General features: G+C 71.9%; 22 protein-coding genes and 2 tRNA genes. 5 read left to right on the plus strand and 19 right to left on the minus strand.

Annotation, left to right across the window (positions count from 1 at the left end):
- Positions 1-262 precede the first annotated feature (262 nt).
- The 3 genes from ACWEO5_RS26975 to ACWEO5_RS26985 form a co-directional block, all read right to left on the minus strand.
- Positions 263-925 carry an aminodeoxychorismate/anthranilate synthase component II gene (locus ACWEO5_RS26975; RefSeq protein WP_344559006.1) on the minus strand — a complete coding sequence of 221 codons (663 nt, stop codon included), beginning with the start codon at positions 923-925 and terminating at the stop codon, positions 263-265.
- A 58-nt stretch (positions 926-983) separates the two neighbouring features.
- On the minus strand, positions 984-1,154 hold the full coding sequence (locus ACWEO5_RS26980) for a hypothetical protein (RefSeq protein WP_033254177.1): 171 nt from the start codon (positions 1,152-1,154) through the stop codon (positions 984-986).
- 113 nt (positions 1,155-1,267) lie between these two features.
- Positions 1,268-2,038, minus strand: coding sequence for a DUF881 domain-containing protein (locus tag ACWEO5_RS26985; protein ID WP_452164827.1), 771 nt, complete (start codon positions 2,036-2,038; stop codon positions 1,268-1,270).
- Between the two features lie 154 nt (positions 2,039-2,192).
- Between ACWEO5_RS26985 and crgA the strand changes: the two genes are divergently transcribed.
- Positions 2,193-2,447 carry a cell division protein CrgA gene (gene crgA / locus ACWEO5_RS26990; protein ID WP_344559009.1) on the plus strand — a complete coding sequence of 85 codons (255 nt, stop codon included), beginning with the start codon at positions 2,193-2,195 and terminating at the stop codon, positions 2,445-2,447.
- Positions 2,448-2,714: 267 nt separating this feature from the next.
- Here crgA and ACWEO5_RS26995 read toward each other — a convergent pair whose 3' ends face one another.
- Positions 2,715-3,656, minus strand: a complete 942-nt coding sequence (locus ACWEO5_RS26995) for a rhomboid family intramembrane serine protease (protein WP_452164828.1) — start codon at positions 3,654-3,656, stop codon at positions 2,715-2,717.
- 122 nt (positions 3,657-3,778) lie between these two features.
- Positions 3,779-4,306: a peptidylprolyl isomerase gene (locus ACWEO5_RS27000; RefSeq protein ID WP_452164829.1), complete on the minus strand. Its 528-nt coding sequence runs from the start codon at positions 4,304-4,306 to the stop codon at positions 3,779-3,781.
- A 166-nt stretch (positions 4,307-4,472) separates the two neighbouring features.
- On the opposite strand from ACWEO5_RS27000, the gene ACWEO5_RS27005 reads away from it, so the two are divergent.
- Positions 4,473-5,417, plus strand: coding sequence for a DUF5324 family protein (locus tag ACWEO5_RS27005; protein ID WP_452164830.1), 945 nt, complete (start codon positions 4,473-4,475; stop codon positions 5,415-5,417).
- A 77-nt stretch (positions 5,418-5,494) separates the two neighbouring features.
- Here ACWEO5_RS27005 and ACWEO5_RS27010 read toward each other — a convergent pair.
- The 14 genes from ACWEO5_RS27010 to dnaA all read right to left on the minus strand — a co-directional run bounded on the left by ACWEO5_RS27010 (position 5,495) and on the right by dnaA (position 22,002).
- A tRNA-Ala gene (locus ACWEO5_RS27010) sits at positions 5,495-5,567 on the minus strand.
- Between the two features lie 109 nt (positions 5,568-5,676).
- Positions 5,677-5,805, minus strand: a complete 129-nt coding sequence (locus tag ACWEO5_RS27015) for a DLW-39 family protein (RefSeq protein ID WP_014137031.1) — start codon at positions 5,803-5,805, stop codon at positions 5,677-5,679.
- A gap of 100 nt (positions 5,806-5,905) precedes the next feature.
- Positions 5,906-6,295, minus strand: a complete 390-nt coding sequence (locus ACWEO5_RS27020; RefSeq protein ID WP_452164831.1) for a DUF6191 domain-containing protein — start codon at positions 6,293-6,295, stop codon at positions 5,906-5,908.
- A gap of 62 nt (positions 6,296-6,357) precedes the next feature.
- Positions 6,358-7,305, minus strand: coding sequence for a hypothetical protein (locus ACWEO5_RS27025; RefSeq protein WP_452164832.1), 948 nt, complete (start codon positions 7,303-7,305; stop codon positions 6,358-6,360).
- A gap of 283 nt (positions 7,306-7,588) precedes the next feature.
- Positions 7,589-7,662 (minus strand) — tRNA-Ile (locus ACWEO5_RS27030).
- 16 nt (positions 7,663-7,678) lie between these two features.
- Complete coding sequence (locus tag ACWEO5_RS27035; protein WP_452164833.1) at positions 7,679-9,061, minus strand: class I SAM-dependent methyltransferase; 1,383 nt, start codon at positions 9,059-9,061, stop codon at positions 7,679-7,681.
- Between the two features lie 223 nt (positions 9,062-9,284).
- Complete coding sequence (locus ACWEO5_RS27040; protein WP_452164834.1) at positions 9,285-9,932, minus strand: DUF3566 domain-containing protein; 648 nt, start codon at positions 9,930-9,932, stop codon at positions 9,285-9,287.
- A 147-nt stretch (positions 9,933-10,079) separates the two neighbouring features.
- The gene (gene gyrA, locus ACWEO5_RS27045) at positions 10,080-12,680 is read right to left on the minus strand and encodes a DNA gyrase subunit A (RefSeq protein ID WP_452164835.1); all 2,601 of its coding nucleotides are present in this window, start codon (positions 12,678-12,680) and stop codon (positions 10,080-10,082) included.
- 37 nt (positions 12,681-12,717) lie between these two features.
- Positions 12,718-14,709 (minus strand): DNA topoisomerase (ATP-hydrolyzing) subunit B, encoded by a 1,992-nt coding sequence (gene gyrB / locus ACWEO5_RS27050; protein ID WP_452164836.1) that lies wholly within the window; start codon positions 14,707-14,709, stop codon positions 12,718-12,720.
- 273 nt (positions 14,710-14,982) lie between these two features.
- On the minus strand, positions 14,983-15,495 hold the full coding sequence (locus ACWEO5_RS27055) for a DUF721 domain-containing protein (RefSeq protein ID WP_344549813.1): 513 nt from the start codon (positions 15,493-15,495) through the stop codon (positions 14,983-14,985).
- A gap of 76 nt (positions 15,496-15,571) precedes the next feature.
- Positions 15,572-16,708 (minus strand): DNA replication/repair protein RecF, encoded by a 1,137-nt coding sequence (recF, locus tag ACWEO5_RS27060; protein ID WP_452164837.1) that lies wholly within the window; start codon positions 16,706-16,708, stop codon positions 15,572-15,574.
- Positions 16,709-16,743: 35 nt separating this feature from the next.
- Positions 16,744-17,619, minus strand: coding sequence for a phosphogluconate dehydrogenase (NAD(+)-dependent, decarboxylating) (gnd, locus tag ACWEO5_RS27065; protein ID WP_452164838.1), 876 nt, complete (start codon positions 17,617-17,619; stop codon positions 16,744-16,746).
- Between the two features lie 143 nt (positions 17,620-17,762).
- On the minus strand, positions 17,763-18,893 hold the full coding sequence (gene dnaN / locus ACWEO5_RS27070; RefSeq protein WP_030457640.1) for a DNA polymerase III subunit beta: 1,131 nt from the start codon (positions 18,891-18,893) through the stop codon (positions 17,763-17,765).
- 1,240 nt (positions 18,894-20,133) lie between these two features.
- Positions 20,134-22,002, minus strand: a complete 1,869-nt coding sequence (dnaA, locus tag ACWEO5_RS27075) for a chromosomal replication initiator protein DnaA (RefSeq protein ID WP_452164839.1) — start codon at positions 22,000-22,002, stop codon at positions 20,134-20,136.
- Positions 22,003-22,432: 430 nt separating this feature from the next.
- On the opposite strand from dnaA, the gene rpmH reads away from it, so the two are divergent.
- From rpmH to yidD, 3 genes are read left to right on the plus strand one after another with little or no spacing between them, the layout of a single operon-like run.
- Complete coding sequence (gene rpmH / locus ACWEO5_RS27080) at positions 22,433-22,570, plus strand: 50S ribosomal protein L34 (RefSeq protein WP_033214180.1); 138 nt, start codon at positions 22,433-22,435, stop codon at positions 22,568-22,570.
- A 19-nt stretch (positions 22,571-22,589) separates the two neighbouring features.
- Positions 22,590-23,018 carry a ribonuclease P protein component gene (rnpA, locus tag ACWEO5_RS27085; protein ID WP_452164840.1) on the plus strand — a complete coding sequence of 143 codons (429 nt, stop codon included), beginning with the start codon at positions 22,590-22,592 and terminating at the stop codon, positions 23,016-23,018.
- Positions 23,015-23,329, plus strand: a complete 315-nt coding sequence (gene yidD, locus ACWEO5_RS27090) for a membrane protein insertion efficiency factor YidD (RefSeq protein WP_033214182.1) — start codon at positions 23,015-23,017, stop codon at positions 23,327-23,329. The genes rnpA and yidD overlap by 4 nt, the downstream gene beginning before the upstream one ends.
- The last annotated feature ends 2 nt before the right edge of the window (positions 23,330-23,331 follow it).

Raw genomic sequence — 23,331 nt, forward strand, 5'->3', positions numbered from 1 at the left:
GCCCGGAGGGGGGCGTTCCCGAGGAGCTGGGGGAGCCGGAGCAGTGGGGCGTCTACGAGCCCCCCGCCGAGCAGACCCTGAAGCCGCGGCGGCCGGCCCGGATATCGGCTCCGGTCCGGGCTCGACGTCCGACCCGGCGCCGGACGCGTCGGACAGCCGCAGCTTCAGGGTCTGCTCGGCGGGGGGCTCGTAGACGCCCCACTGCTCCGGCTCCCCCAGCTCCTCGGGAACGCCCCCCTCCGGGCGCACGGCGGTCACCGCGTCAGCTCCGGCCGATGACCGGGGCGAGGCCCGCCGAGCGGTCCACCGCCTCCGGGTATCCGCACTCGGCGAGCCAGTTGGCGAGCATCCGGTGGCCGCCCTCGGTGAGCACCGACTCCGGGTGGAACTGGACGCCCTCGACCGGGAGTTCGCGGTGCCGCAGACCCATGATCACGCCGCTGTCGGTGCGCGAGGTCACCACCAGCTCGGCGGGCACGGTGGCCGGGTCGACCGCCAGCGAGTGGTAGCGGGTCGCGGTCAGCGGCGAGGGCAGGCCCGCGAAGACGCCGCCGTCCTCGTGCAGCACCGGCGAGGTCTTGCCGTGCAGCAGTTCGGGCGCCCGCCCGACCACCGCGCCGTGCGCGACCGCGATCGACTGCAGGCCCAGGCAGACCCCGAACAGCGGGAGTCCGGTCCGGGCGCAGTGGTTCACCATCTCCACGCACACCCCGGCCTCCTCCGGCGTACCGGGCCCGGGGGAGAGCAGCACCCCGTCGTAGCCCTCGTCGCCGGACCGCGGCCGGGCGTCGGCCACGGTCAGCTCGTCGTTGCGGACCACCTCGCAGACCGCGCCCAGCTGGTACAGGTACTGGACGATGTTGAAGACGAAGCTGTCGTAGTTGTCGACCACGAGGATCCGGGGCGTTCTGCCGGCGGAGGTCATCGCTACTCCTGGGATGCGGGTGCGTCGGAGGACGGAGGGGCTCGGAACGGTGCCGGGCTCAGCCGCCGTTGCCCTGATCCACCGTCACGTTCCCGAAGGGGAGCAGCGGCTCGGCCCACGGGAAGACGTACTGGAACAGGACGTAGACCACCCCGAGGACGAGCAGCAGGGCGATCAGCGCGCGGACCGGCGCGGGGCCCGGGAGATGCCGCCAGATCCAGCCGTACATGGTGCTCCTCGGTGATTCGGGTCTGCACAAGCGTAGACGCCCGGCCCCCCGGCCCAGGAGGGTATCCGCGCAACGGGCGGATCGCGGTGGGTCCGGGGCGGTCCGGGGCGGGGTCAGGGGGCGGAGGCGGCCCGCAGGTCGGCGGATCCGGTGTAGCCGGGCAGCGAGAGGTCCCCGCTCTCCTGGACCTTCCAGCCCAGCCCGTAGGCGGCCACGTAGCCCAGGTAGTTGCGGACGGTCGGGTCGTCGTCCACCGCGGAGCGCAGCGCCTCGCTCCTCCCGACCGCGCGGATCACGTACGGCGGCGAGTAGACCCGGCCCTGCAGCAGCAGGGTGTTGCCGACGCAGCGCACCGCGCTGGTGGAGATCAGCCGCTGGTCCATCACCTGGATCCCCTCGGCGCCGCCCCGCCACAGGGCGTTGACCACCGCCTGGATGTCCTGCTGGTGGATCACCAGGTCGTTGACGTCCGGCTCGGGGACGCCCGGGATCCGCGCGGTGGCGTTCGGCGGGGCGTCGTCCAGGGTGACGGTCAGCCCGGGCCCGCGCAGCCCCTCCAGTCCGGCGGCCTGCTGCAGCTCGGCCAGCCGGGCGGCGTCGTCCGGGCTCTGCCCCTGCTGCTGGGCCAGCCGGTCGGCCCGGTCCCGGTCGGCGGAGACCTGCTCGGACAGCTGCTGGTTCTGAGTGGAGCGCTGCTGTATGACGTCGCTCAGCTTGAGCAGCGAGTTGTCGGTGCGCAGATCGGTGCCGTGCGCGGTCTCCGCGCTGACGTAGAACAGCAAACCGGCGAGCGCGAAGACGGTGCAGGTCAGGGCACGTCCGACAATTCGCCCACGCCGGGGGCGCGGAGCGGGGGACGGCGAAGAAATCGTGGAATCAGGCACCGTACCCTTATCTCCTTATGACCCGGCGAGCCACTACGCTAACGGACGCCGGTGGCATGTGCGGAGGACCAACCGTACGGACCGGCCCACCATTTGCCGCCCGCCCACGCTGACCCACCCGCGCGGTCACAGCGCATCGACAGGAGAACCCCTCGTGCCGAAGTCTCGACTCCGCAAGAAGGCCGATTACACGCCGCCTCCGAGCACCGCGACGGCCGTGAAGATCAGTTCCGGCCGGAGCTGGGTGGCACCACTGATGCTGGTGTTCTTCCTGGTCGGCCTGGTCTGGATCGTCACCTACTACGTGACCAGTGGTGACTGGCCGATCGGCAGCTGGGGCAACTGGAACATCCTGGCCGGTTTCGGCTTCATCGCCGCGGGCTTCGGCGTCTCCACGCAGTGGAAGTGACGCCGGGCCGAACCGCCCGGCGGGCCCCGGCCCGATCCGTCCCCGCAGCACCCGCCCCGCACCGCTCCGGCCGCCGCGCCGGAGCGGTGGCCGGGCTGCCCGGAGCCGGGTCGTGACGGAGCGTCCGAACGTTTATCCACAGGGTTGTCCACAGTGGGGAAAACTTCGCCCTGCCTGTGGATAACTCGGAACGCAGCAGCATAACGCGCGTAGAGCCGGGAAATCCAATCGGCGGGCGCACCCGGCGCCCGCCGCCTGTGGACAACCTCACCCCGGCAGGCGCGCCGTCCCGACCAGCAGCATCAGCAGGATCAGCACCAGCCCACCGGCCACCGTCAGCCCCTGCACCTGGTTCCGGCGCTCCCGCGGGGCGTAGAACATGCCGACGGCCACGGCCGCGCCCATCACCAGGCCGCCGACGTGCGCGCGCCAGTCGATCGTGATCGTGTCGGCCCCGGCCTGGCCGTTCCCGTTCAGGGCGAAGGTGAGCACCAGGTTGACCACCAGCAGCGCGATCACCGGCTGCATGGGCGTCCTGGTCACCTTGAACAGCACCGCGGTGGCCCCCAGCAGGCCGAAGATCGCGCCGGAGGCCCCGACCGTGAACATGTCCCGACCGATCAGCAGGTAGGCGAACGCGTTGCCCGCCAGCCCGGCCAGCAGGTACAGGGCCAGGAACCGCAGCCGGCCGAGCACCCGCTCCAACTGCGGTCCGAGCACCCAGAGCGAGAACATGTTCATCGCGACGTGCAGCAGCCCGCCGTGCACGAACGTCCCGGTCAGCAGCCGGTACCACTCCGCCGGCCCTTCGGCCACACCGGCCCGCGCCCCCCACACCGACGCCCCGCTGACCATCCCCAGCCGGAGCTGCCAGTCGGGCGCCAGGTACTGGGTGAGCAGGAACACCGCCAGGTTGATGCCGATCAGCACCTTGGTGACCAGCGCCCCGTCGCCGATCGCCAGCAGCGCCCCGGCCGAGGTCCTGGGCCGCTGCCGGGTCCGCTCCTGCCGGGCGTCGGCGCCGTGCACGCAGTCCGGGCACTGGAAGCCCACCGCGGCGGGCACCATGCACTCCGGGCAGACCGGCCGCCCGCACCTGGCGCAGCTCACCCCGGTCTCCCGCTCGGGGTGGCGGTAGCAGCCGGGCAACCCGCTCCCCCGCCCCTGGCCGTCCGCCGACGTCGGCCGCACGGGCTCCTCCGGATGCATCGCCGCTCTTCCTCCTCAACGAAACGGTCCCGGCGCCGCCCGCCGTCGAGGACGGGGCACCGCCGGGACCGCCCAGGCTACTGCGCGCGGCCCCCGCGGGGAGGGCCGACGCGGAGCGGGCCTCAGCCGCGCGAGACGACCACCTGCTGGATCACCACGTCCTGGACCGGGCGGTCGTACGGCTTGGTGGTGGCGGTGGTGGCGATCGCGTCCACGACCTTCCGGCTGGCCTCGTCGGTGACCGCGCCGAAGATGGTGTGCTTGCCGGTCAGCCAGGTGGTCGGGGCGACCGTGATGAAGAACTGCGAGCCGTTGGTGCCCGGGCCCGCGTTGGCCATCGCCAGCAGGTAGGACTCGGTGAAGGCGAGGTCCGGGTGGAACTCGTCGGCGAACTTGTAGCCCGGGCCGCCGGTGCCGTTGCCCAGCGGGTCGCCGCCCTGGATCATGAAGCCCTCGATGACCCGGTGGAACACCGTGCCGTCGTACAGCGGCTTGGCGGCCAGCTCGCCGGTCTCCGGGTTCTTCCACTCGCGGGTGCCCTCGGCCAGCTCCACGAAGTTGGCGACGGTCTTCGGCGCGTGGTTCGGGAAGAGCTGGACCACGATGTCACCGTGGTTGGTCTTCAGGGTGGCGGTGAGTTCCTGGGCCACGAGACGTACCTTCCTGTTTTCTACTGACTATCCGAGGAATCATCCCACGCGGCTCGCGGACGGCTCAGCCGAAGGTGCCCGGCGGGCGGGCCCGAGGCATGATCTCCTATCAGGTGGAAAGGTGCAGACCGGACAACGCCGGACACCCGCCGAGAAGGAGAAGCCCGTGAGCCGTACGGACACCGCGCGTGAGACCGCCGGACGGGCGAAGGACGCCGTCGCGCCCTACGCCGTCTCCGCCAAGGAGGCCGCCCTGCACTACGCGGAGGAGGCCAGGCAGGCGCTCGGCCCCAGGCTGGAGGCGCTCGGCCCGAAGGCCGCGGCCGCCGGGGCACAGGCCAAGGCGGGCGCCGGCCAGGCCGCGCAGGTCGCCCGGGTGCAGTACGTCAAGCACCTCGCCCCGCACCTGGAGCACGCCTTCACCAGCCTCCCCCCGGAGACCCAGAAGGCCGCGCTCCGGGCCGTCCACCGGGCCCAGGAGGCCGCCCTGGCCGCCAAGCTGTCGGCCGGGCAGGCCGCCGGACAGGCCAGGGCCACCGTGGTGCCCAAGGTCGCCGAGACCTTCCAGGCCGCCAAGGACACCGTCACCCCGATCGCCCAGGAGGCGCAGAACCGCGGCGCCGCCGCCGTCACCGCGCTGCACGGCAACGTCAGCGCCGCCGAGATCGGCGCGCTGGCCGCGAAGAACGCCAAGAAGCAGCACCGCAACGGCTGGGCCACCGGCCTCGCGGTGGCCGGCACCCTGGCGGTCGGCACCGGCGTGCTGGCCTGGCAGTGGTACCGCAAGCAGAACAACCCGGAGTGGCTGACCGAACCCCCGGCGCCGGTCACCCCGCCGGACGCCGTCCCGGCCGGCGCCTCGCCCGCCCCCGCGGCCGACGCGTCCACCGGGGCTTCCACCGGCGCCCCCGCCGCGAGCGCGCCGACCCCCGGCAGCGCCGCCGGCGCCCCGGTCGGCGGAGCGGTGCTGAACGGCTCCGTCCCGCACGAGGAGCCCGACGCCGCCGACGACCGGTCGGCCGGCCCCGAGCACGCCGGCCCCGAGCACGCCGGCCCCGAGCACGCCGACGACGACCGCCCCAAGCCGCACGACCCGCGCAAGCCGCACTGAGCGCGCCCCGGCCCGCGCGTGCGCAGACGGAACGGCCCCCGACCCGGAGTACCGGGTCGGGGGCCGTTCGGTGATCGTGGAGCCTAGGGGAGTCGAACCCCTGACATCTGCCATGCAAAGACAGCGCTCTACCAACTGAGCTAAGGCCCCGAGCAACGGGGATAGCCTACCCGCTCCCGGGCAGCCGCCCACGCGGGATTCGGACCGGCCGCGGCCCGTGCTCCGCGGGCCGGTCCGAGAAGACTTCGCCAGTCGGCGCTCAGCGGCCGGCCGGGACCGGGTCGGTCGCCTCGGTCCACAGGTCCTGCTCGGCGCGGTCCGCCTGGACCTGACGGTAGACAAAGAAGCCGCCGAGGGCGACCAGGGCGACCAGGAGGAGCTTCTTCACCGTGGGACCTCGTCCTTCTTGCTTGCTTGAATGTGTGAGAACGAACCAGCGGTCAGGGTGCAGACCGCCCTGGGGCCGATGATACACACCGGTAACCCGTTCAAGAGCGGCCCCCGCCACCGCCAACCGACCGATCCGCGACCGGCTTTGACGCCCCACCATCAGTGCGATCGTCCGACCGCCGGTCCACCCCGCGGAGCACCGCCAGACCGCCGTCCAGGTCCACCGTCGAACGCGGCGGGGCGCCCTCGCCGTCCTCGTCCCGGAGCATCAGCGTGGTCCTCCGCTGCTCCAGCTCGGCCTGCTTCCCGGCCGCGAACTGGGCGTGCAGCTGCTCGAACCCGGTCGCCGCGACCTGTCCCTCCCGGCCCGTCCCGCGCCAGGGCACCCAGCGGCTCCGGCTGGCCCGCAGCGCGACCTGGTCCACGAACGCCAGCACCACCAGCGCGCAGACCAGGCCCGGCAGGCTCATCGCCCAGAAGACGCTCATGCCCCGGCAACGCGCCCGGGCGCGCCGCCGTTCCCGCCCGGCGGCGCGCCCGGACCCTCCGGCTACCGCCGGCGCCGCCGCCCCCGCAGCAGGTGGGCCACGTCCCGGCGGATCGCCCGGACGTCCTCGGCCAGGGCGTCCTGCCGGGCGTCCATCACCGCCTGCCGGGCGTCCATCGCGTCGATCCGGGTCTCCTGCCGGGAGATCCGCTCACCGATCGCGGTGATCAGCACCCCCTGCGCCTCCAGCCGCCGCTCGATCGACCCGACCGACACCACCAGGCCCCCGACCACCATCGGCAGGTCCTCCAGCGTGAACGCGTACTCCGGCTCCTCGACGTACGGCGGCACCACCGGCCCGTCCTCCTCCGGCGGGTACGCCCCGAACGGCTCCAGACCGTCGATCCGCCGCCGCCAGGCCGCCACCGCCGGGCTCCGCCGACCCGCCTCGTACTCGTCCCAGCGCAGTTCGCTCCACCGCCGCCACGGCCGGGCCCGGAACGCGTGCACCACCGGCGGCTGCACCACCGGCCGGGCCGCCTCCTCCACCGCGTCCAGCAGCCGCCCGCGCACCCGCCGGGCCACCTCGCTGTCCCGCAGCAGCATCGCGACGTTCAGCACGGCCCGCCGCGAGTAGAGGGCCACGCCGTTGCCACCGCCCTGCGGGCGACCGTAGGGGTTGTCCACAGGCGGGGCGGGGACGTAGGGGGTTCCGTCACCTCCTTCGGTGTCGTTGACCTGCCAGAGTTTCATGTTGAAGCTCTGGTTCTCGGGGTTATCCACAGGCTTGAGCACGGTGTACCCGTTGCTCTCCAGTTCCTGCCGGTGGCGCCGGAGCAGGGTCCGGATGGTCTTCTCGCCGACCTCGAAGTAGTCCGCCACCATCCGCGTGGTGACGTACAGCCCGTCGGGCAGCAGGACGAGGGCCTTGACCTCGTCGAGGACTTCGGTGCGCTCGCACAGGCCGCTTCGGAGCGTCCTGGATTCGAGCAGCGCGGCTTCCATGGACATGGGTCGCCTCACAGGGTGAATGAAGACATGACGTGGGAACCGCCCGGGTGCCCGGGGCGGGCGGGGCCGGATCATCCGCCGACCGGAGCAGAGGCCGCGCTACGTCCCACGTCACCCAGTGACCGGCTCTGTCGGCCGGCCATCCACGACTTCACATCGGTTTCGAGTCAGCTCACCCTGTGTTGCCTCTGCGCACCGGGCCCAACGAGCGGGCGGCCGGGAGGTCACGGGGCGGAACACGTCGAAGGCCCCGATCACCAGGTGATCGGGGCCTTCGCGCCGGTGGGCCTAACAGGACTTGAACCTGTGGCCTCTTCCTTATCAGGGAAGCGCTCTAACCGTCTGAGCTATAGGCCCTTGCCGCACTGAAAGATTAGCGGACCGACGGCCGATCTCCCAAATCCGCATCCCGGGCGTCCTCCGGACGGTGCTGCTCAGCGGCCTCGACGGCCCCGTCGAGCCACTGCGGGCGGGTCGGGGGCAGGCCGGAGGCGCCCGCGGGGGTGGGGCGGACGGCCAGGACCTGGTTCACGCCGATGTGGTTCTGCTCGAAGGAGACGGCGGAGGCGGCCATGTAGAGCCGCCAGACCCGGGCCCGGCCGCGGCCGACCAGGGCGACCGCCTCGGGCCAGTGCGCCTCCAGGTTGGCGACCCACTCGCGCAGGGTGCGGCCGTAGTGCTCGCGCAGCGCCTCGACGTCGCGGACCTCGAAGCCCGCCTCCTCCAGCCGGGAGACCGTGGTGCCGACCGGGGAGAGCTCGCCGTCGGGGAACACGTAGCGGTCGATGAAGGGGGAGAGCCGGTACTCCTCGCCGGGGGGCAGCGGGCGGCGGGCGATCTGGTGGTTGAGCAGGCGGCCGCCGGGGGCCAGCAGCTCGTACAGCCGGCGGGCGTAGACCAGGTACTGGGCGGAGCCGACGTGCTCGGCCATGCCGACGCTGGAGACGGCGTCGAAGGGGCCGTCGGGCACCTCCCGGTAGTCCTGGAGCCGGATGTCGATCCGGTCGGCCAGGCCGGCCTCCGCGACCCGCCGGCGGGCCAGCTCGACCTGCTCGGTGGAGATGGAGACGCCGACCGCCGTCACGCCGTAGTGGCGGGCCGCGTGCAGCACCAGGGAGCCCCAGCCGCAGCCGACGTCCAGCAGGCGCATGCCGGGGCGCAGACCGAGCTTGCGGCAGATCAGGTCCAGCTTGGCGGCCTGGGCGTCCTCCAGGCTCTTGGCGGCGGGCTCCCAGTAGGCGCAGGAGTAGACCATGGTGGAGCCCAGCACGAGCCGGTAGAAGTCGTTGCCGACGTCGTAGTGGTGGCTGATCGCGGCGCGGTCCCGGCGGCGGCTGTGGGCCCGGCCGCGGCGGTGCCGGACCTCCTCGGCCGGGGGAGCGGGGTTCGGGCCGACCGCGCCCAGCCGCAGGCCGGCGGCCAGCAGGCGGCGGCCGGGGGCGCCGAGGTACTCGCGGGGGCCGATCCGCGGACGGGGGGCGCTGGGGTCCTCGGCGAAGGCGGCGACGGCGGCCAGCACCTCGTACAGGTCGCTGTCGGGGCCGACTTCGAGGTCCCCGGCGACGTAGGCGCGGGCCAGGCCGAGCTCGCCGGGGGCCCAGAGCAGGCGGCGCAGGGCGCGGCGGTTGCGCAGCACGACGGTCGGGGCGCCGGGCGGACCGGCCTGGGAGCCGTCCCAGGCGCGCACCCGCAGGGGGATCGGGCGGCCGAGCAACTCCTCCACCGCGCCGACCAGTTGCTGTGCGTGCTGCGCCATGACGGACCCTCCGACCAGTCGTGCCCGCCGGATCGCCCGGTGGCCGCCGCAGGCGGCCGGGCGGCCCGCCGGACCGTTCCCGTTCTTCCATCTGTGCTCTGCGGGCCGGAACGCCAATCCCGGTGCACCGGGCGGTCACCCGATTGCCCCCGGGTACGGCGAAGGGCCCCGGAGGCTTCAACAGCCTCCGGGGCCCCGGGAATTCCGCCGGACCGGCCGCGGGTCAGTCCTCTTCGGCGAGGGTCAGTTCGATGCCGCCGGTGAAGCCCGCGGCCGAGTTGTAGATGAACGCGGCGAGGGTGGCCAGGGCGGTCATCAAGACGATGTCGACCAGGGCGATCAGCACGGTGAAGAGCATCACCTTGCCGAACCCGATGTAGTCCATCAGGTCGAAGGCGCCGGAGCTGTCCGAGCCGCTGCCGGTGACGTCCTTCAGGGTGTCGCTCAGCGAGGAGAAGACACCGAGGCCGTCGAGGGTCATCCAGAGGACGGCGGCCGCCACGATGATGATCACGCCGAGGGCCAGCGACAGCAGGAAGCTGACCTTCATCACCGACCACGGGTCGGCCTTGGTGACCCGCAGCCGGGCCCTGCGGGTGCGGCCGGCGCCGCCGGTGGACGGCCCGGGGCCGCCGCCGGGACGGCGGGACTGGCCGCCGCCGCCCTGGCCGGGGCCGCCGGGAGCCCCGGGAGCGCCCGGCACCCGGGTGCCGCGCGGCGGGGTGGGCTGGCCCTTGGCGTAGGTGGTCGGCTGGGAGAAACCACCCGCGGGCGGAGTGCTGGGCGGCGGGGGCGGGGTCGGGCCGCCGTAAGCCTGCTGCCCGCCTGCCAGGCCGCCCGTGGCACCTCCAGCACCCGTGGCTCCGCTCACCGTGGTCCTCCCGAACCGTTCGCCAGGGCGATCGTGCCGCCCTGGTCCGTTTTGTGCTCCTGCTCCGCGGGCCCGGGTGGCCCGCGGTCAGCCCGCGGTGCCCGCTCCGCCGGCGGCGGGGCGGGCACCGCGGTGTGCGTCCGTGCGTCAGCCCTGGTCGGGCGCGCCGGCCGCGTCCTGCTCGGTGGCGGCCGCGGACTCCGTCTCCTCGACGGCGTCGTCCGCGCCCTCCTCCTCGTCGGCCTCCGCGTTGCGGGCCATGCCCACCACCGCGTCGCGCTTACCGAGGTTGATCAGTTGGACGCCCATGGTGTCACGTCCGGTTTCACGCACTTCGGAAACCCTGGTCCGGATCACGCCGCCGGACAGCGTGATGGCCATGATCTCGTCGCTCTCCTCGACCACCAGGGCACCGACCAGCGAGCCCCGGCCTTCGACGATCTTCGCCGCCTTGATACCGAAACCACCGCGTCCCTGGACACGGTACTCGTCAACCGAGGTCCGCTTGGCGTACCCGCCGTCGGTGGCGGTGAAGACGTAGGTGCCGGGCCGCACCACGTTCATCGAGAGCAGTTCGTCGTCCTCGCGGAAGGACATGCCCTTCACTCCGGAGGTGGCCCGGCTCATCGGGCGCAGCGCCTCGTCGGTGGCCTTGAAGCGGATCGACTGGGCCTTCTTGGAGATCAGCAGCAGGTCGTCGTCGGCGGAGACCAGCTCGGCGCCGATCAGCTCGTCGTCCTTGCCCTCCTCGTCCTGCCGGAGGTTGATCGCGATCAGGCCGCCGGAGCGGGGCGAGTCGTAGTCCTTGAGCGGGGACTTCTTGACCAGGCCGCCGCGGGTGGCGAGGACCAGGTACGGCTTGTCCTCGTAGGTGCGCACGGCCATCACCTGGGTGATGTGCTCCTCCGGCTGGAAGGCCAGCAGGTTGGCCACGTGCTGGCCGCGGGCGTCGCGGCCGGCGTCGGGCAGCTCGTAGCCCTTGGCGCGGTAGACCCGGCCCTTGTTGGTGAAGAACAGGATCCAGTTGTGCGTGGTGGTCACGAAGAAGTGGTCGACGATGTCGTCCTGCTTCAGCTGCGCGCCGCGCACGCCCTTGCCGCCGCGCTTCTGCGAGCGGTAGAGGTCGGAGCGGGTGCGCTTGACGTAGCCGCCGCGGGTGATGGTGACCACGATGTCCTCCTCGGCGATGAGGTCCTCGATCGAGAGGTCGCCGTCGGAGGGGATCAGGGTGGAGCGCCGCTCGTCGCCGTACTTCTCGACGATCGCGGTGAGCTCCTCGGAGACGATCTCGCGCTGCCGGGAGGGCGAGGCGAGGATCGCGTTGTACTCGTTGATCTTGGCCTGGAGCTCGTCGTGCTCGCTGAGGATGCGGGCGCTCTCCAGGGCGGCCAGCCGGCGCAGCTGCATCTCAAGGATGGCGTTGGCCTGCAGCTCGTCGATGGCGAGCAGCTGCATCAGGCCGGTGCGGGCGGCCTCGGCGCTCTCCGAGGCGCGGATCAGGGCGATCACGGCGTCGATCTGGTCGAGCGCCTTGAGCAGGGCGCGCAGGATGTGCGCGCGCTCCTCGGCCTTGCGCAGCCGGAAGGTGGTCCGGCGGACGATGACCTCGATCTGGTGGGAGACCCAGTGCCGGATGAAGGCGTCCAGCGAGAGGGTGCGCGGCACGCCGTCGACCAGGGCCAGCATGTTGGCGCCGAAGTTGGTCTGCAGGTCGGTGTGCTTGTACAGGTTGTTGAGCACGACCTTGGCGACCGCGTCCCGCTTGAGCACGATGACCAGGCGCTGGCCGGTGCGCGAGGAGGACTCGTCGCGGACGTCGGCGATGCCGGCGATCCGGCCGTCCTTGACCAGGTCGGCGATCTTGAGGGCGAGGTTGTCCGGGTTGACCTGGTACGGCAGCTCGGTGATCACCAGGCACTGGCGGCCCTGGATCTCCTCGACCTCGACCACGGCGCGCATGGTGATCGAGCCGCGGCCGGTGCGGTAGGCGTCCTCGATGCCGCGGCGGCCGACGATCAGCGCGCCGGTCGGGAAGTCGGGGGCCTTGATCCGCTCGATCAGGGCTTCCAGCAGCTCCTCGTTGGACGCCTCGGGGTGCTCCAGCGCCCAGAGCGCGCCGGAGGCGACCTCGCGCAGGTTGTGCGGCGGGATGTTGGTGGCCATGCCGACCGCGATGCCGGTGGCGCCGTTGATCAGCAGGTTGGGGATCCGCGCGGGCAGGACGGTCGGCTCCTGCTGCCGGCCGTCGTAGTTGGCGGCGAAGTCGACGGTCTCCTCGTCGATGTCGCGCATCATCTCCATCGCGAGCGGCATCATCTTGCACTCGGTGTAGCGCATCGCCGCGGCCGGGTCGTTGCCCGGGGAGCCGAAGTTGCCGTTGCCGTCGACCAGCGGCATCCGCATCGACCAGGGCTGGGCGAGGCGGACCAGGGTGTCGTAGATCGAGGTGTCGCCGTGCGGGTGGTAGTTGCCCATCACGTCGCCGACCACGCGGGCGCACTTGTAGTAGCCCTTCTCGGGCCGGTAGCCGCCGTCGTACATCGCGTAGAGCACGCGCCGGTGCACCGGCTTGAGGCCGTCGCGGACCTCGGGCAGGGCGCGCGAGACGATGACGCTCATCGCGTAGTCGAGGTAGGAGCGCTGCATCTCGGTCTCAAGCTCGATGAGCTCGACCCGGTTGCCGCTCTGGATGGGGGTGGTGCTGTCCTCGGGCTGCTCGCCGCCGTCCGGACGGTTGTCGTCGACCACTGGTGGTCAGTTTCCTTTCAACGATCCTGGGCGGACGTCAGACGTCCAGGAAGCGGACGTCCTTGGCGTTGCGCTGGATGAAGGACCGGCGGGCCTCGACGTCCTCGCCCATCAGGACGGAGAACAGGTCGTCGGCGCGGGCGGCGTCCTCCAGGGTGACCTGGAGCAGCAGGCGGTGCGCGGTGTCCATGGTGGTGACGCGCAGCTCCTCGGCGTTCATCTCACCGAGGCCCTTGAAGCGCTGGATCGCGTCGTCCTTGGGGAGTCGGCGGCCGGCCTCGACGCCGGCCGCGATCAGCGCGTCGCGCTCGCGGTCGGAGTAGGCGTACTCGAACTCGTCCCGGCCCCACTTGATCTTGTAGAGCGGGGGCATCGCCAGGTAGACGTACCCGGCCTCGACCAGCGGGCGCATGAAGCGGAACAGCAGGGTCAGCAGCAGGGTGCGGATGTGCTGTCCGTCGACGTCGGCGTCGGCCATCAGCACGATCTTGTGGTACCGCAGCTTGTCCGCGTCGTAGTCCTCCTGGATGCCGCAGCCGAAGGCCGAGATCAGCGCCTGGACCTCGGTGTTCTGCAGCACCTTGTCGATCCGGGCCTTCTCGACGTTCAGGATCTTGCCGCGGATCGGGAGGATCGCCTGGGTGCGCGGGTCGCGGCCCTGCTTGGCGGAGCCGCCGGCCGAGTCGCCCTCGACGATGAAGATCTCGCACTCGGCCGGGTCCTTGGACTGGCAGTCCGAGAGCTTGCCGGGCAGCGAGGCGGACTCCAGCAGGCCCTTGCGCCGGGTCAGGTCGCGGGCCTTGCGGGCGGCGACCCGGGCGCTGGCGGCCTGGACGGACTTGCGGATGATGTCCGCGGCCTCGTTCGGGTTGCGGTCCAGCCAGTCGGCCAGGTGCTCGTTGACCACCTTCTGCACGAAGGTCTTGGCCTCGGTGTTGCCGAGCTTGTCCTTGGTCTGGCCCTCGAACTGCGGCTCGCCGAGCTTGACCGAGATGATCGCGGTCAGGCCCTCGCGGATGTCCTCGCCGGAGAGGTTGTCGTCCTTCTCGCGGAGCAGCTTCTTGTCGCGCGCGTACCGGTTCACCAGACCCGTCAGCGCGGCGCGGAAGCCCTCCTCGTGGGTGCCGCCGCTGTGGGTGTGGATGGTGTTGGCGAACGAGTACACGCCCTCGGTGTAGGACGAGTTCCACTGCATGGCGATCTCGGCGGAGATCCGCTTGTCCTTGTCCTCGGCCTCGAAGTCGATCACCGAGGGGTGGATCACCTCGCCCTTGCGGGAGTTGAGGTGGGCCACGAAGTCCGCGATGCCGCCGTCGTACCGGTAGGTGACGGAGAGCGGCTTGCCCTCCTCGTCCAGGTGCTCGGGGCGCTCGTCGGTCAGCGCGATGGTCAGGCCCTTGTTGAGGAAGGCCATCTCCTGGAAGCGCCGGGAGAGCGTCTCGAACGAGTAGACGGTGGTCTCGAAGATGTCCGGGTCGGCCCAGAAGGTGACCGTGGTACCGGTCTCCCCGGTCTCCTCGTGCCGCGCCAGCGGGGCGACCGGGGCACCGGACTTGTACTCCTGCGTCCAGCGGGCGCCGTCGGTGCTGATGTCCACCGCGAGGCGGGTGGAGAGCGCGTTCACCACCGAGATGCCGACGCCGTGCAGACCGCCGGAGACCGCGTAGCCGCCGCCGCCGAACTTGCCGCCCGCGTGCAGGACGGTCAGCACCACCTCGACGGCGGGCTTGTCCTGGCCCGGCATGATGCCGACCGGGATGCCGCGGCCGTTGTCCACCACCCGCACGCCGCCGTCGGCCAGGATCGTGACGCCGATGGTGTCGGCGTGGCCCGCGAGCGCCTCGTCGACGGAGTTGTCGACGATCTCGTAGACGAGGTGGTGCAGGCCGCGCTCACCGGTCGAGCCGATGTACATGCCCGGGCGCTTGCGGACGGCGTCGAGGCCCTCCAGCACCTGGATCGCGCTGGCGTCGTAGGCCTTCTGGTCGGACGGGTCTGGGGTCTGGCTGGGGTTGCCGGAATCGGCCACGAAGCGCCCTCTCTGGCACAGCGCGGGCCGCGCCCCTCCCCGACTGCCCGGGCAGGTGTGCGACCACGGCGTTTCGACTCTGTTGCTCCACGCAACGTTGTTTGCGCTTCAGTCTACCGGTACGACCGACAGAGAGGGGCGTTTGGCAGCCCCTGAAGGCAGATGTGCCGCCCTGAATCCCCTCGGGACATGTCCCGATACTCGCCAGGGGGGCTCAGAGCGCCTGGTAGGGCCGTCAGCGATTCCGGAAGATCCCGATCCGCTCCACCGGGGTCAGCCCCAGGTGTCGCCCGGCCCCTTGCTCCCCGGCGCCCGCAGCCGCCCGTAGCCGCGGACCGGCGCGTCCGGCCCCAGCACCTTGATCACCCGGACCGTGCCGTGCCCCAGCTCGTGGTTCAGCCTGGCCACCAACTGCCGGGCCAACAAACGGAGTTGAGTCGCCCAGGCGGTGGAGTCGCACTGCACGGTGAGCACCGCCTCGTCCTCCGCGTAGGACTTCGGCTCGCAGTGCGCGGCGATGTCCGGACCGACGATCTGCGACCAGCGGCCCATCACCCCGCCGACCGCGGCCGGCGCCTCCCAGCCCCGCTCGGTGATCAGCCGGTTCAGCGCGGCCCCCAGCGGCACCGGGTCCCGGCCGTCCGCCCGGGCGCCGCTGCGCAGCCCGGTCCGCTTGGCCTCCCGCCGCTCGCGCACCTGCTCGCCGCGCTGCCGGGCCTGCTCCTTGGCCGCCCGCAGCGCGACCCTGGCCAGGTCCACGCCCGAAAGCTCCGGCTCCTGCGCCATCACGCTCCATCCCCAGGCTGTGGACAACTGCTCGGACGAGCCGCCCAGGGTACGTGGTTCCGGGGGCCCGCGGGACTCACGGGGTCAGCCGGTCCACCGTGCCTCCCGAGACGCCGTACCGGGCGCCGTGCAGCGCCTTCGGCACGTCCTCGGCGACGGCCGCGGTGACCAGCACCTGCTCGCCGCCGGCCACCAGCTCGGCCAGCCGGTCCCGGCGGCGGGCGTCCAGCTCGGCGAACACGTCGTCCAGCACCAGCACCGGCTCCCCGCCCTCGGCGCGCAGCAGCTCGTACGAGGCCAGCCGCAGCGCCAGCGCGTAGGACCAGGACTCGCCGTGGCTGGCGTAGCCCTTGGCGGGCAGCGGGCCCAGCCGCAGCAGCAGCTCGTCGCGGTGCGGGCCGACCAGGGTCAGGCCGCGGTCGACCTCCTGCCGGCGGTTGGCCAGCAGGGCCTCCAGCAGCTGCTGCTCGGCCTGCTCGCGGCTGGTGGGCAGCTCGCCCTCGAAGGAGGAGCGGTACTCCAGCACGGTGTCGCCCGCGCCCGGGGCGAGCTGCCGGTACGCCTCGGCGACCAGCGGCTGCAGGGCGGCCACCAGCTGGATCCGGAAGGCGGTCAGCTCGGCACCGGACCGGGCCAGGTGGCCGTCCCAGACCTCCAGGGTGGTCAGGTCGGCGGACTTGCCGCCGCCCGCCCGGCGGGCCGTCGCCGCCGTCCGCAGCAGGGCGTTGCGCTGCTTGAGCACCCGCTCGTAGTCGGAGCGCACCCCGGCCAGCCGGGGGGCCCGGGCGGTCAGCAGCTCGTCCAGGAAGCGCCGCCGCTCGGCCGGGTCGCCCTTGACCAGGGCGAGGTCCTCGGGGGCGAACAGCACGGTGCGCAGCACGCCCAGCACGTCGCGCGGGCGGACGTTGTCGGAGCGGTTCAGCCGGGCCCGGTTGGCCTTGCCCGCGGTGAGCTCCAGCTCGACCAGGGTGGAGCGGCCGCCCTGGGCGACCACGCTGGCCCGGATCACCGCCCGCTCGGCGCCGAGCCGGATCAGCGGGGCGTCGGTGGCCACCCGGTGGCTGCCCAGGGTGGCGACGTAGCCGATCGCCTCGACCAGGTTGGTCTTGCCCTGGCCGTTGGGACCGACGAACGCGGTGACGCCCGGGTCGAGCGGGACCTCGACCCGGGCGTAGGAACGGAAGTCGGCGAGCGACAGGTGCGCGACGTGCATGACGGTGGACTGCGCTCGCCTTCTGTCCGGGACGGCTACTTGGACTCGACCGCGTGGCCGCCGAACTGGTTGCGCAGCGCGGCGATCATCTTCATCTGCGGGGAGTCGTCCTGGCGGGAGGCGAAGCGGGCGAACAGCGAGGCGGTGATCGCGGGCAGCGGCACCGCGTGGTCGATGGCGGCCTCGACCGTCCAGCGGCCCTCGCCGGAGTCGGCGGCCCAGCCCTTGAGCTTGGCCAGGTGCTCGTCGTCGTCCAGCGCCCGGACCGCGAGGTCGAGCAGCCAGGAGCGGATGACGGTGCCCTCCTGCCAGCTGCGGAACACCTCGCGCACGTCGGTGACCTCGGGGGCCGCCTCCAGCAGCTCCCAGCCCTCGGCGAACGCCTGCATCATGGCGTACTCGATGCCGTTGTGGACCATCTTGGCGAAGTGGCCGGCGCCGACCTTGCCCGCGTGCACCGAGCCGAAGTCGCCCTCGGGCTTGAGCGCGTCGAAGACCGGCTGCACCTTCGCGACGTGCTCGGCGTCGCCGCCGTACATCAGCGCGTAGCCGTTCTCCAGGCCCCAGACGCCGCCGGAGACGCCGCAGTCGACGAAGCCGATGCCCTTGGTGGCCAGCAGCTCGGCGTGCTTGACGTCGTCGGTCCAGCGGGAGTTGCCGCCGTCGACCACCACGTCGCCGGGGGCGAGCAGCTCGGCCAGGTGCTCGACGGTCTCCTGGGTCGGGCCGCCGGCCGGGACCATCACCCACACCACGCGGGGGGCCTCCAGCTTGGCGACCAGCTGCTCGATGCTGTCGACGTCGGCGAGGTCCGGGTTGCGGTCGTAGCCGATGACGGTGTGGCCGGCGCGGCGGATGCGCTCGCGCATGTTGCCGCCCATCTTGCCGAGACCGATGAGGCCGAGCTCCATGACAAGTCCTTCACTGTGGTGTCGTGCCTGATGACGGCGCCGTTGCCGCACCCACTGAGCCTACGCCGACGCCGAGGGAGCGCCGGGCAGCCACAGGGGCGCGGGGGCCGACCGCCCCTCGCGCCCCTGGTGGTGCCGACCGGTCAGCCGGAGAGGCGGACCGGCATGATCAGGTACTGGTACGCCTCGTCCGGCTCCGCGTCGACCGCGGGCTTGCCGGTGAGCAGGGCCGGCTTGGTCGGGGTGGTGAAGCTCAGCTGCGCGTAGCCGGCGTCGATCGCCTTGAGCCCCTCCTCCAGGTAGCCGGGGTTGAAGGCGATCGAGATGTCGTCGCCTTCGAGGTCGGCGTCGATCCGCTCGGTGGCCTGCGCGTCGTCGCCGGAGCCGGCCTCCAGGGTGAGCACGCCCTGCTCGAAGTTCAGCCGGACCGGGGTGTTGCGCTCGGCCACCAGCGAGACGCGCTTGAGCGCCTCCAGGAAGGGCTGGGTCTGCACCGCGGCGACCGCCGAGAACTCGGTCGGGAAGATCGACCGGAACTTGGGGAACTCGCCCTCCAGCAGGCGGGTGGTGGTCCGCCGGCCGGCGCCCTCGAAGCCGATCAGGCCCTCGCCCGCGCCGCCGGTGGACAGCGCGATGGTGACCTGGTCGCCGCTGCCCAGCGACTTGGCGATGTCCTGCAGGGTCTTGGCGGGGACCAGCGCGACCGCGTTGATGTCGTCCTGCTCGGGCTTCCAGAGCAGCTCGCGGACGGCGAAGCGGTACCGGTCGGTGGCGGCCAGGGTGATCCCGCTGCCGTTGATCTCGACCCGGACGCCGGTGAGCACCGGCAGGGTGTCGTCGCGGCCGGCGGCGACCGCGGCCTGGCTGACCGCGGAGGCGAACACGTCGCCCGGGACGGTGCCGGTGGCGGTGGGCATCTGCGGCAGCGCCGGGTACTCGTCGACCGGCAGGGTCGGCAGCGTGAAGCGGGAGGTGCCGCAGACCACGCTGACCCGGGCGCCGTCGGTGGAGATCTCCACCGGGCGGTTCGGCAGGTTGCGCGAGATGTCGTTGAGCAGGCGGCCGGAGACCAGGACGGTGCCGGCCTCCTCCACGTCCGCCTCCAGCTCGACCCGGGCCGACACCTCGTAGTCGAACCCGGAGAGCGCCAGCGTGCCCTCCTGCGCGGTCAGCAGCAGGCCGGCCAGCACCGGCACCGGCGGCCGCGCGGGGAGGCTGCGGGCAGCCCAGGCCACCGCCTCCGCGAGGACATCACGCTCCACCCGGAACTTCACCGGTAACCGCCTCCTGGCTGCTGTCGCCGCACGGCCGGCCGGTACCGCCCGCCGTGCTGTTGATCGTCTGACCCTCTTGGGCCCCCGGGAGGCGCCGGACGGATCGTCTCCGCCCCGTCCTGCTTCCGGTTGCCGAAGGACAGTCTGACGTACTCGGCTGACAGCCGGGGCAGATGGGCACAAGCGGGCCGAACAGATGTCGGAGCCCGGTTGTCCACAGATTCGGGCCACCCCCACTGTTGATCAAGTTCCGAGCTCTCTATGTGTAGCAGTAGTAGTAGGGCCTGTGGATACCGTGGATAACCCCGTTTTCGCAGCTCAGGGGCCGGATTTTGTCCACAGGACCTGTGGACGGCGGCTGTGGACAACCAGGCCCTCCTGTGGACAGCGGAGAGTAATCCACAGGGCACGCTGAGTATCCACAGGTTATCCACAGCTCTGTCCACAGAAATCCCCGGGTTTATCCACCGGTGCGGATCAACATCACGTGACGCCTTTCACACCCAGGGCTGACAAGGGATTCGATGTTGCCGAACTGTGGACACGGCTGTGGAAAACCTGGGGATAACTCACCCATTCCTGTGGACGGCCTGTGGAAAACTCTGTGGACCGGCTGACGGGCCCTCAGTTCTCCACAGCCTGTGGATAACTGTTGTGCACAAGTCCACAGGTGGTTGACCTGCGCCGAAGAGCGTAGCCGCGATCGGGCTGTGGAGGAACCTCTGGATAACTCCGCCCAGCGCACCCTGTGGACGGGGAGAACCCACCCGTTCCTGTGGAAAACCGGGATGCGCATCCGAACCGTTCGATTCGCTGCGCAAACGTTCGGTGCGGCGGAGGGCCCGCCGAGCGGGCCGTCGGGCGGATTCCTGCCCCGCCGGGGGTGCTTCCACACCCGCGGCGCCCGCCCGGCCGGCCCCGACCGGTGCGATCCGGCCACCGTCGGACGCCGCCCGGGACCGCCCGGCGTTCGAGCGACCGCCCTCGGGCCGCCCCCTACTACGGGGCGCCCGCCGCGGTCCCCGGAAGGGCCGTCCGTGCACTCGGACGAGTGTTTCCGCCGCTGGGCCCGCCACTCGTCCGGGTTGCGCTCCGGGCCCGCTCCTGGCATGCGGAAGGGGAGCCGGGCCACCTCGGCCCGACTCCCCTACGATGCGTCAACTGCCTTGCTGCCAAAGGTTTTCGGCTCTTCGGCGCAGTGTCCTCGAAGCCGCTCCCGGCGGGGGCCGACTTTTGTTAGCTAGCTCTTGATGCGGTTGGTCAACTCGGTGACCTGGTTGTAGATGGACCGGCGCTCGGCCATCAGCGAGCGGATCTTGCGGTCCGCGTGCATCACCGTGGTGTGGTCCCGGCCGCCGAACTGGGCGCCGATCTTCGGCAGCGACAGGTCGGTCAGCTCCCGGCAGAGGTACATGGCGATCTGACGGGCCGTCACCAGCACCCGGCTGCGCGAGGACCCGCACAGGTCCTCCACGCCCAGCCCGAAGTACGCCGCGGTCTGCTGCATGATCACCTGCGCGGTGATCTCCGGACCGGCGTCCTCGTCGCCGCCCGGGATCAGGTCCTTCAGGACGATCCCGGCCAGCTCCAGGTCCACCGGGGCCCGGTTCAGGTTGGCGAACGCGGTGACCCGGATCAGCGCGCCCTCCAGCTCCCGGATGTTGCGGGTGATCCGGGAGGCGATGAACTCCAGCACGTCGGCCGGGGCGTTCAGCTGCTCCTGGATCGCCTTCTTGCGCAGGATCGCGATCCGGGTCTCCAGCTCCGGCGGGGTGACGTCGGTGATCAGCCCCCACTCGAAGCGGTTGCGGAGCCGGTCCTCCAGGGTGATCAGCTGCTTGGGCGGCCGGTCCGACGAGAGGACGATCTGCTTGTTGGCGTTGTGCAGGGTGTTGAAGGTGTGGAAGAACTCCTCCTGCGTCGACTCCTTGCTGGCCAGGAACTGGATGTCGTCGACCAGCAGGATGTCGATGTCCCGGTAGCGCTTGCGGAACGCGTCCGCCTTGCCGTCCCGGATCGAGTTGATGAACTCGTTGGTGAACTCCTCCGAGCTCACGTAGCGCACCCGGGTGCCCGGGAAGAGGCTGCGCGAGTAGTGCCCGATGGCGTGCAGCAGGTGGGTCTTGCCGAGACCGGACTCGCCGTAGACGAAGAGCGGGTTGTACGCCTTGGCCGGCGCCTCGGCGACCGCCACCGCCGCGGCGTGCGCGAAGCGGTTGGAGGCGCCGATCACGAAGGTGTCGAACAGGTACTTGGGGTTCAGCCGGGCGTTCGGCTCGTCCTTGCGCGGGCCGCCCGCCGGGGGAGCGCCGGGCGGGGCCGGGACGCCGGGGGCGCGCTCGACCGGGGCGTGCGCCGGGGTGCTGGGCCGGGCGCCGCGGCGGGAGCCGCCCTGGCGCGGCCGGTCCTCGTCCGGGGAGCCGAGCGCCCCGCCGAACAGGTCGCCCTGCGCCGAGTCCGGGCCGGGCCGGTGGGTGCGCCGCGGGGCGGGCTCCGGGCGCCGCTCGGGCACCTGGGAGGGCTCGCCCCAGCCGCCGGCCTCCGCACCGGGCTGGTGGTCGCGGTACGGGGCCTGGGCGGGCGCCCGGTAGGGCTCGGCCGCCGGGTAGCCCGACGGGTACGGCTGCCGCTGGTAGTCGTCGGCGGCCCGGCCCGGCCAGGCGCCGGGCGGCGGCCCCTGCTGCTGGTAGCCGCCCGGCCCGGCCGGGTACGGCTGCTCGGCCCGCGGGGGGTACGACTGCTCGGCCCGCGCCGGGTAGGACTGCTCGGGACGCGGGTGCGGCCACTCCGGGACCGGCTCGGGGTCGAGCTCCGGGTCCTGGTCCGGCTCGCCGGCCGGGGCGGCGTTGGCGTCCACCATCACCGCGATCCGCACCTGGCGGCCGAACTCCTGCGAGATGGCCTCGGTCAGCTGCGGCAGCAGCCGGCCCTCCAGCACCTGCTTGGCGAACTCGTTGGGCGCCGCGAGCAGGGCGGTGTCGTGCATCATCCACATCGGCTGGGTGCGGCGCACCCAGTTCTTGTCCTTCTCCACGACATCGCTGTCGCTGACCAGTCGCTCGACGACCCTCGACCACATCAGGACGAGATCGCTGTTGACATCAGCCACTGGTACACGCTTTCTCGTTCCCCGAGCAGGGGGAGCCAGGCAAGGTCTGGGGAGGGGGTTCGGGTGGCGCGGCGGCGGTGCGGCCGCGGACACAGCACAAAAGAGACAAGTCCTGCAACGGTAGTCAGCGCGCAGAGCTGATTCAAGTTTCTGTCCACAGGCTGTGGGCAACGGCGCGGCGGCCACCCGGTTTGACCCTCGGACCCGCTCCCGCGTACCGTAACCAGGTCGAGTTGTCGATGGCCGCTGCCGCATGTCCGCGGGTCCGCCCGCTTCCATGACGCGCGCAGCACGGGCGCCGTGGTGTTCCTCAACCCAGCAGATCTGGGCCCGGGACCGGATTTCCCAAGCGCAAGGGGAGATCGCGCGGACGCACGGTGACGGCCAAGCGACTCCCCGTCATCCTACGATTCACCCCAGGAGCCCCCGAGTGAGCAAGCGCACCTTCCAGCCGAACAACCGTCGTCGCGCCAAGACCCACGGCTTCCGGCTGCGCATGCGTACCCGTGCCGGCCGCGCCATCCTGGCGAACCGCCGTGCCAAGGGCCGCACCGCCCTGTCCGCCTGATCCGCGCAGAGGGTCTGCAGTGCTGCCCACCGAGAATCGGCTGCGGCGGCGCCAGGACTTCGCGACCGCGGTGAAACGCGGTCGCCGCGCAGGTCGGCCCCTACTGGTGGTCCACCTCCACAGAGAGGCGGAGCCCGACGGAGGAGCCGGCCGGAACAGCGACTCACACCCGCACGTCGCCGAGGGGCTTCCTTCGGCGCGTGCGGGTTTCGTCGTGAGCAAGGCCGTGGGGCCGGCAGTGGTCCGCAACGCGGTGAAGCGTCGGCTGCGTCACCTGGTCCGCGAGCGTCTGTCCCGGTTGCCCGCAGGTAGCCTGATAGTGGTACGGGCGCTGCCAGCCGCGGCGACGGCCCCGTACCCGGAGCTCGAACACGACCTGGACGCGGCGTTGCGGCGCCTGCTCAGGTCGGAACCGACCGGCAGTGCCCCGACGGGAACAGGGCGATGAAGTACCTGCTGATGGGCCTGATCAGGCTCTACCAGTGGACGATCAGTCCGCTGCTCGGTCCGGTGTGCCGTTATTACCCCTCGTGCTCGCGCTACGGGTACGAGGCGGTTCGCGTCCACGGCGCGATCAAGGGCGGCTGGCTGACCGGCTGGCGCATCCTGCGCTGCAACCCTTGGTCTCCCGGTGGGGTTGACCACGTTCCGCCGCGAAAGCACCCGGTGTGGCACCGCCGGCTGCGCAATCTGCTGAACCCCACGAGCGGGACCGCCGAGCCGGAGCCGGTGGCGAAGCCCGATGCCCAAGGAGTCTGACC

The sequence above is a fragment of the Kitasatospora sp. NPDC004272 genome (assembly GCF_053603035.1).

Bases quoted from the DNA above. Each gene is read 5' to 3' on its own strand.
- ACWEO5_RS26975 (WP_344559006.1), bottom strand. From the start codon at position 925: ATGACCTCCGCCGGCAGAACGCCCCGGATCCTCGTGGTCGACAACTAC.
- ACWEO5_RS26980 (WP_033254177.1), bottom strand. From the start codon at position 1,154: ATGTACGGCTGGATCTGGCGGCATCTCCCGGGCCCCGCGCCGGTCCGC.
- ACWEO5_RS26995 (WP_452164828.1), bottom strand. From the start codon at position 3,656: ATGCATCCGGAGGAGCCCGTGCGGCCGACGTCGGCGGACGGCCAGGGG.
- ACWEO5_RS27020 (WP_452164831.1), bottom strand. From the start codon at position 6,295: ATGAGCGTCTTCTGGGCGATGAGCCTGCCGGGCCTGGTCTGCGCGCTG.
- ACWEO5_RS27025 (WP_452164832.1), bottom strand. From the start codon at position 7,305: ATGTCCATGGAAGCCGCGCTGCTCGAATCCAGGACGCTCCGAAGCGGC.
- ACWEO5_RS27035 (WP_452164833.1), bottom strand. From the start codon at position 9,061: ATGGCGCAGCACGCACAGCAACTGGTCGGCGCGGTGGAGGAGTTGCTC.
- ACWEO5_RS27055 (WP_344549813.1), bottom strand. From the start codon at position 15,495: ATGGCGCAGGAGCCGGAGCTTTCGGGCGTGGACCTGGCCAGGGTCGCG.
- recF (WP_452164837.1), bottom strand. From the start codon at position 16,708: ATGCACGTCGCGCACCTGTCGCTCGCCGACTTCCGTTCCTACGCCCGG.
- gnd (WP_452164838.1), bottom strand. From the start codon at position 17,619: ATGGAGCTCGGCCTCATCGGTCTCGGCAAGATGGGCGGCAACATGCGC.
- yidD (WP_033214182.1), top strand. From the start codon at position 23,015: ATGAAGTACCTGCTGATGGGCCTGATCAGGCTCTACCAGTGGACGATC.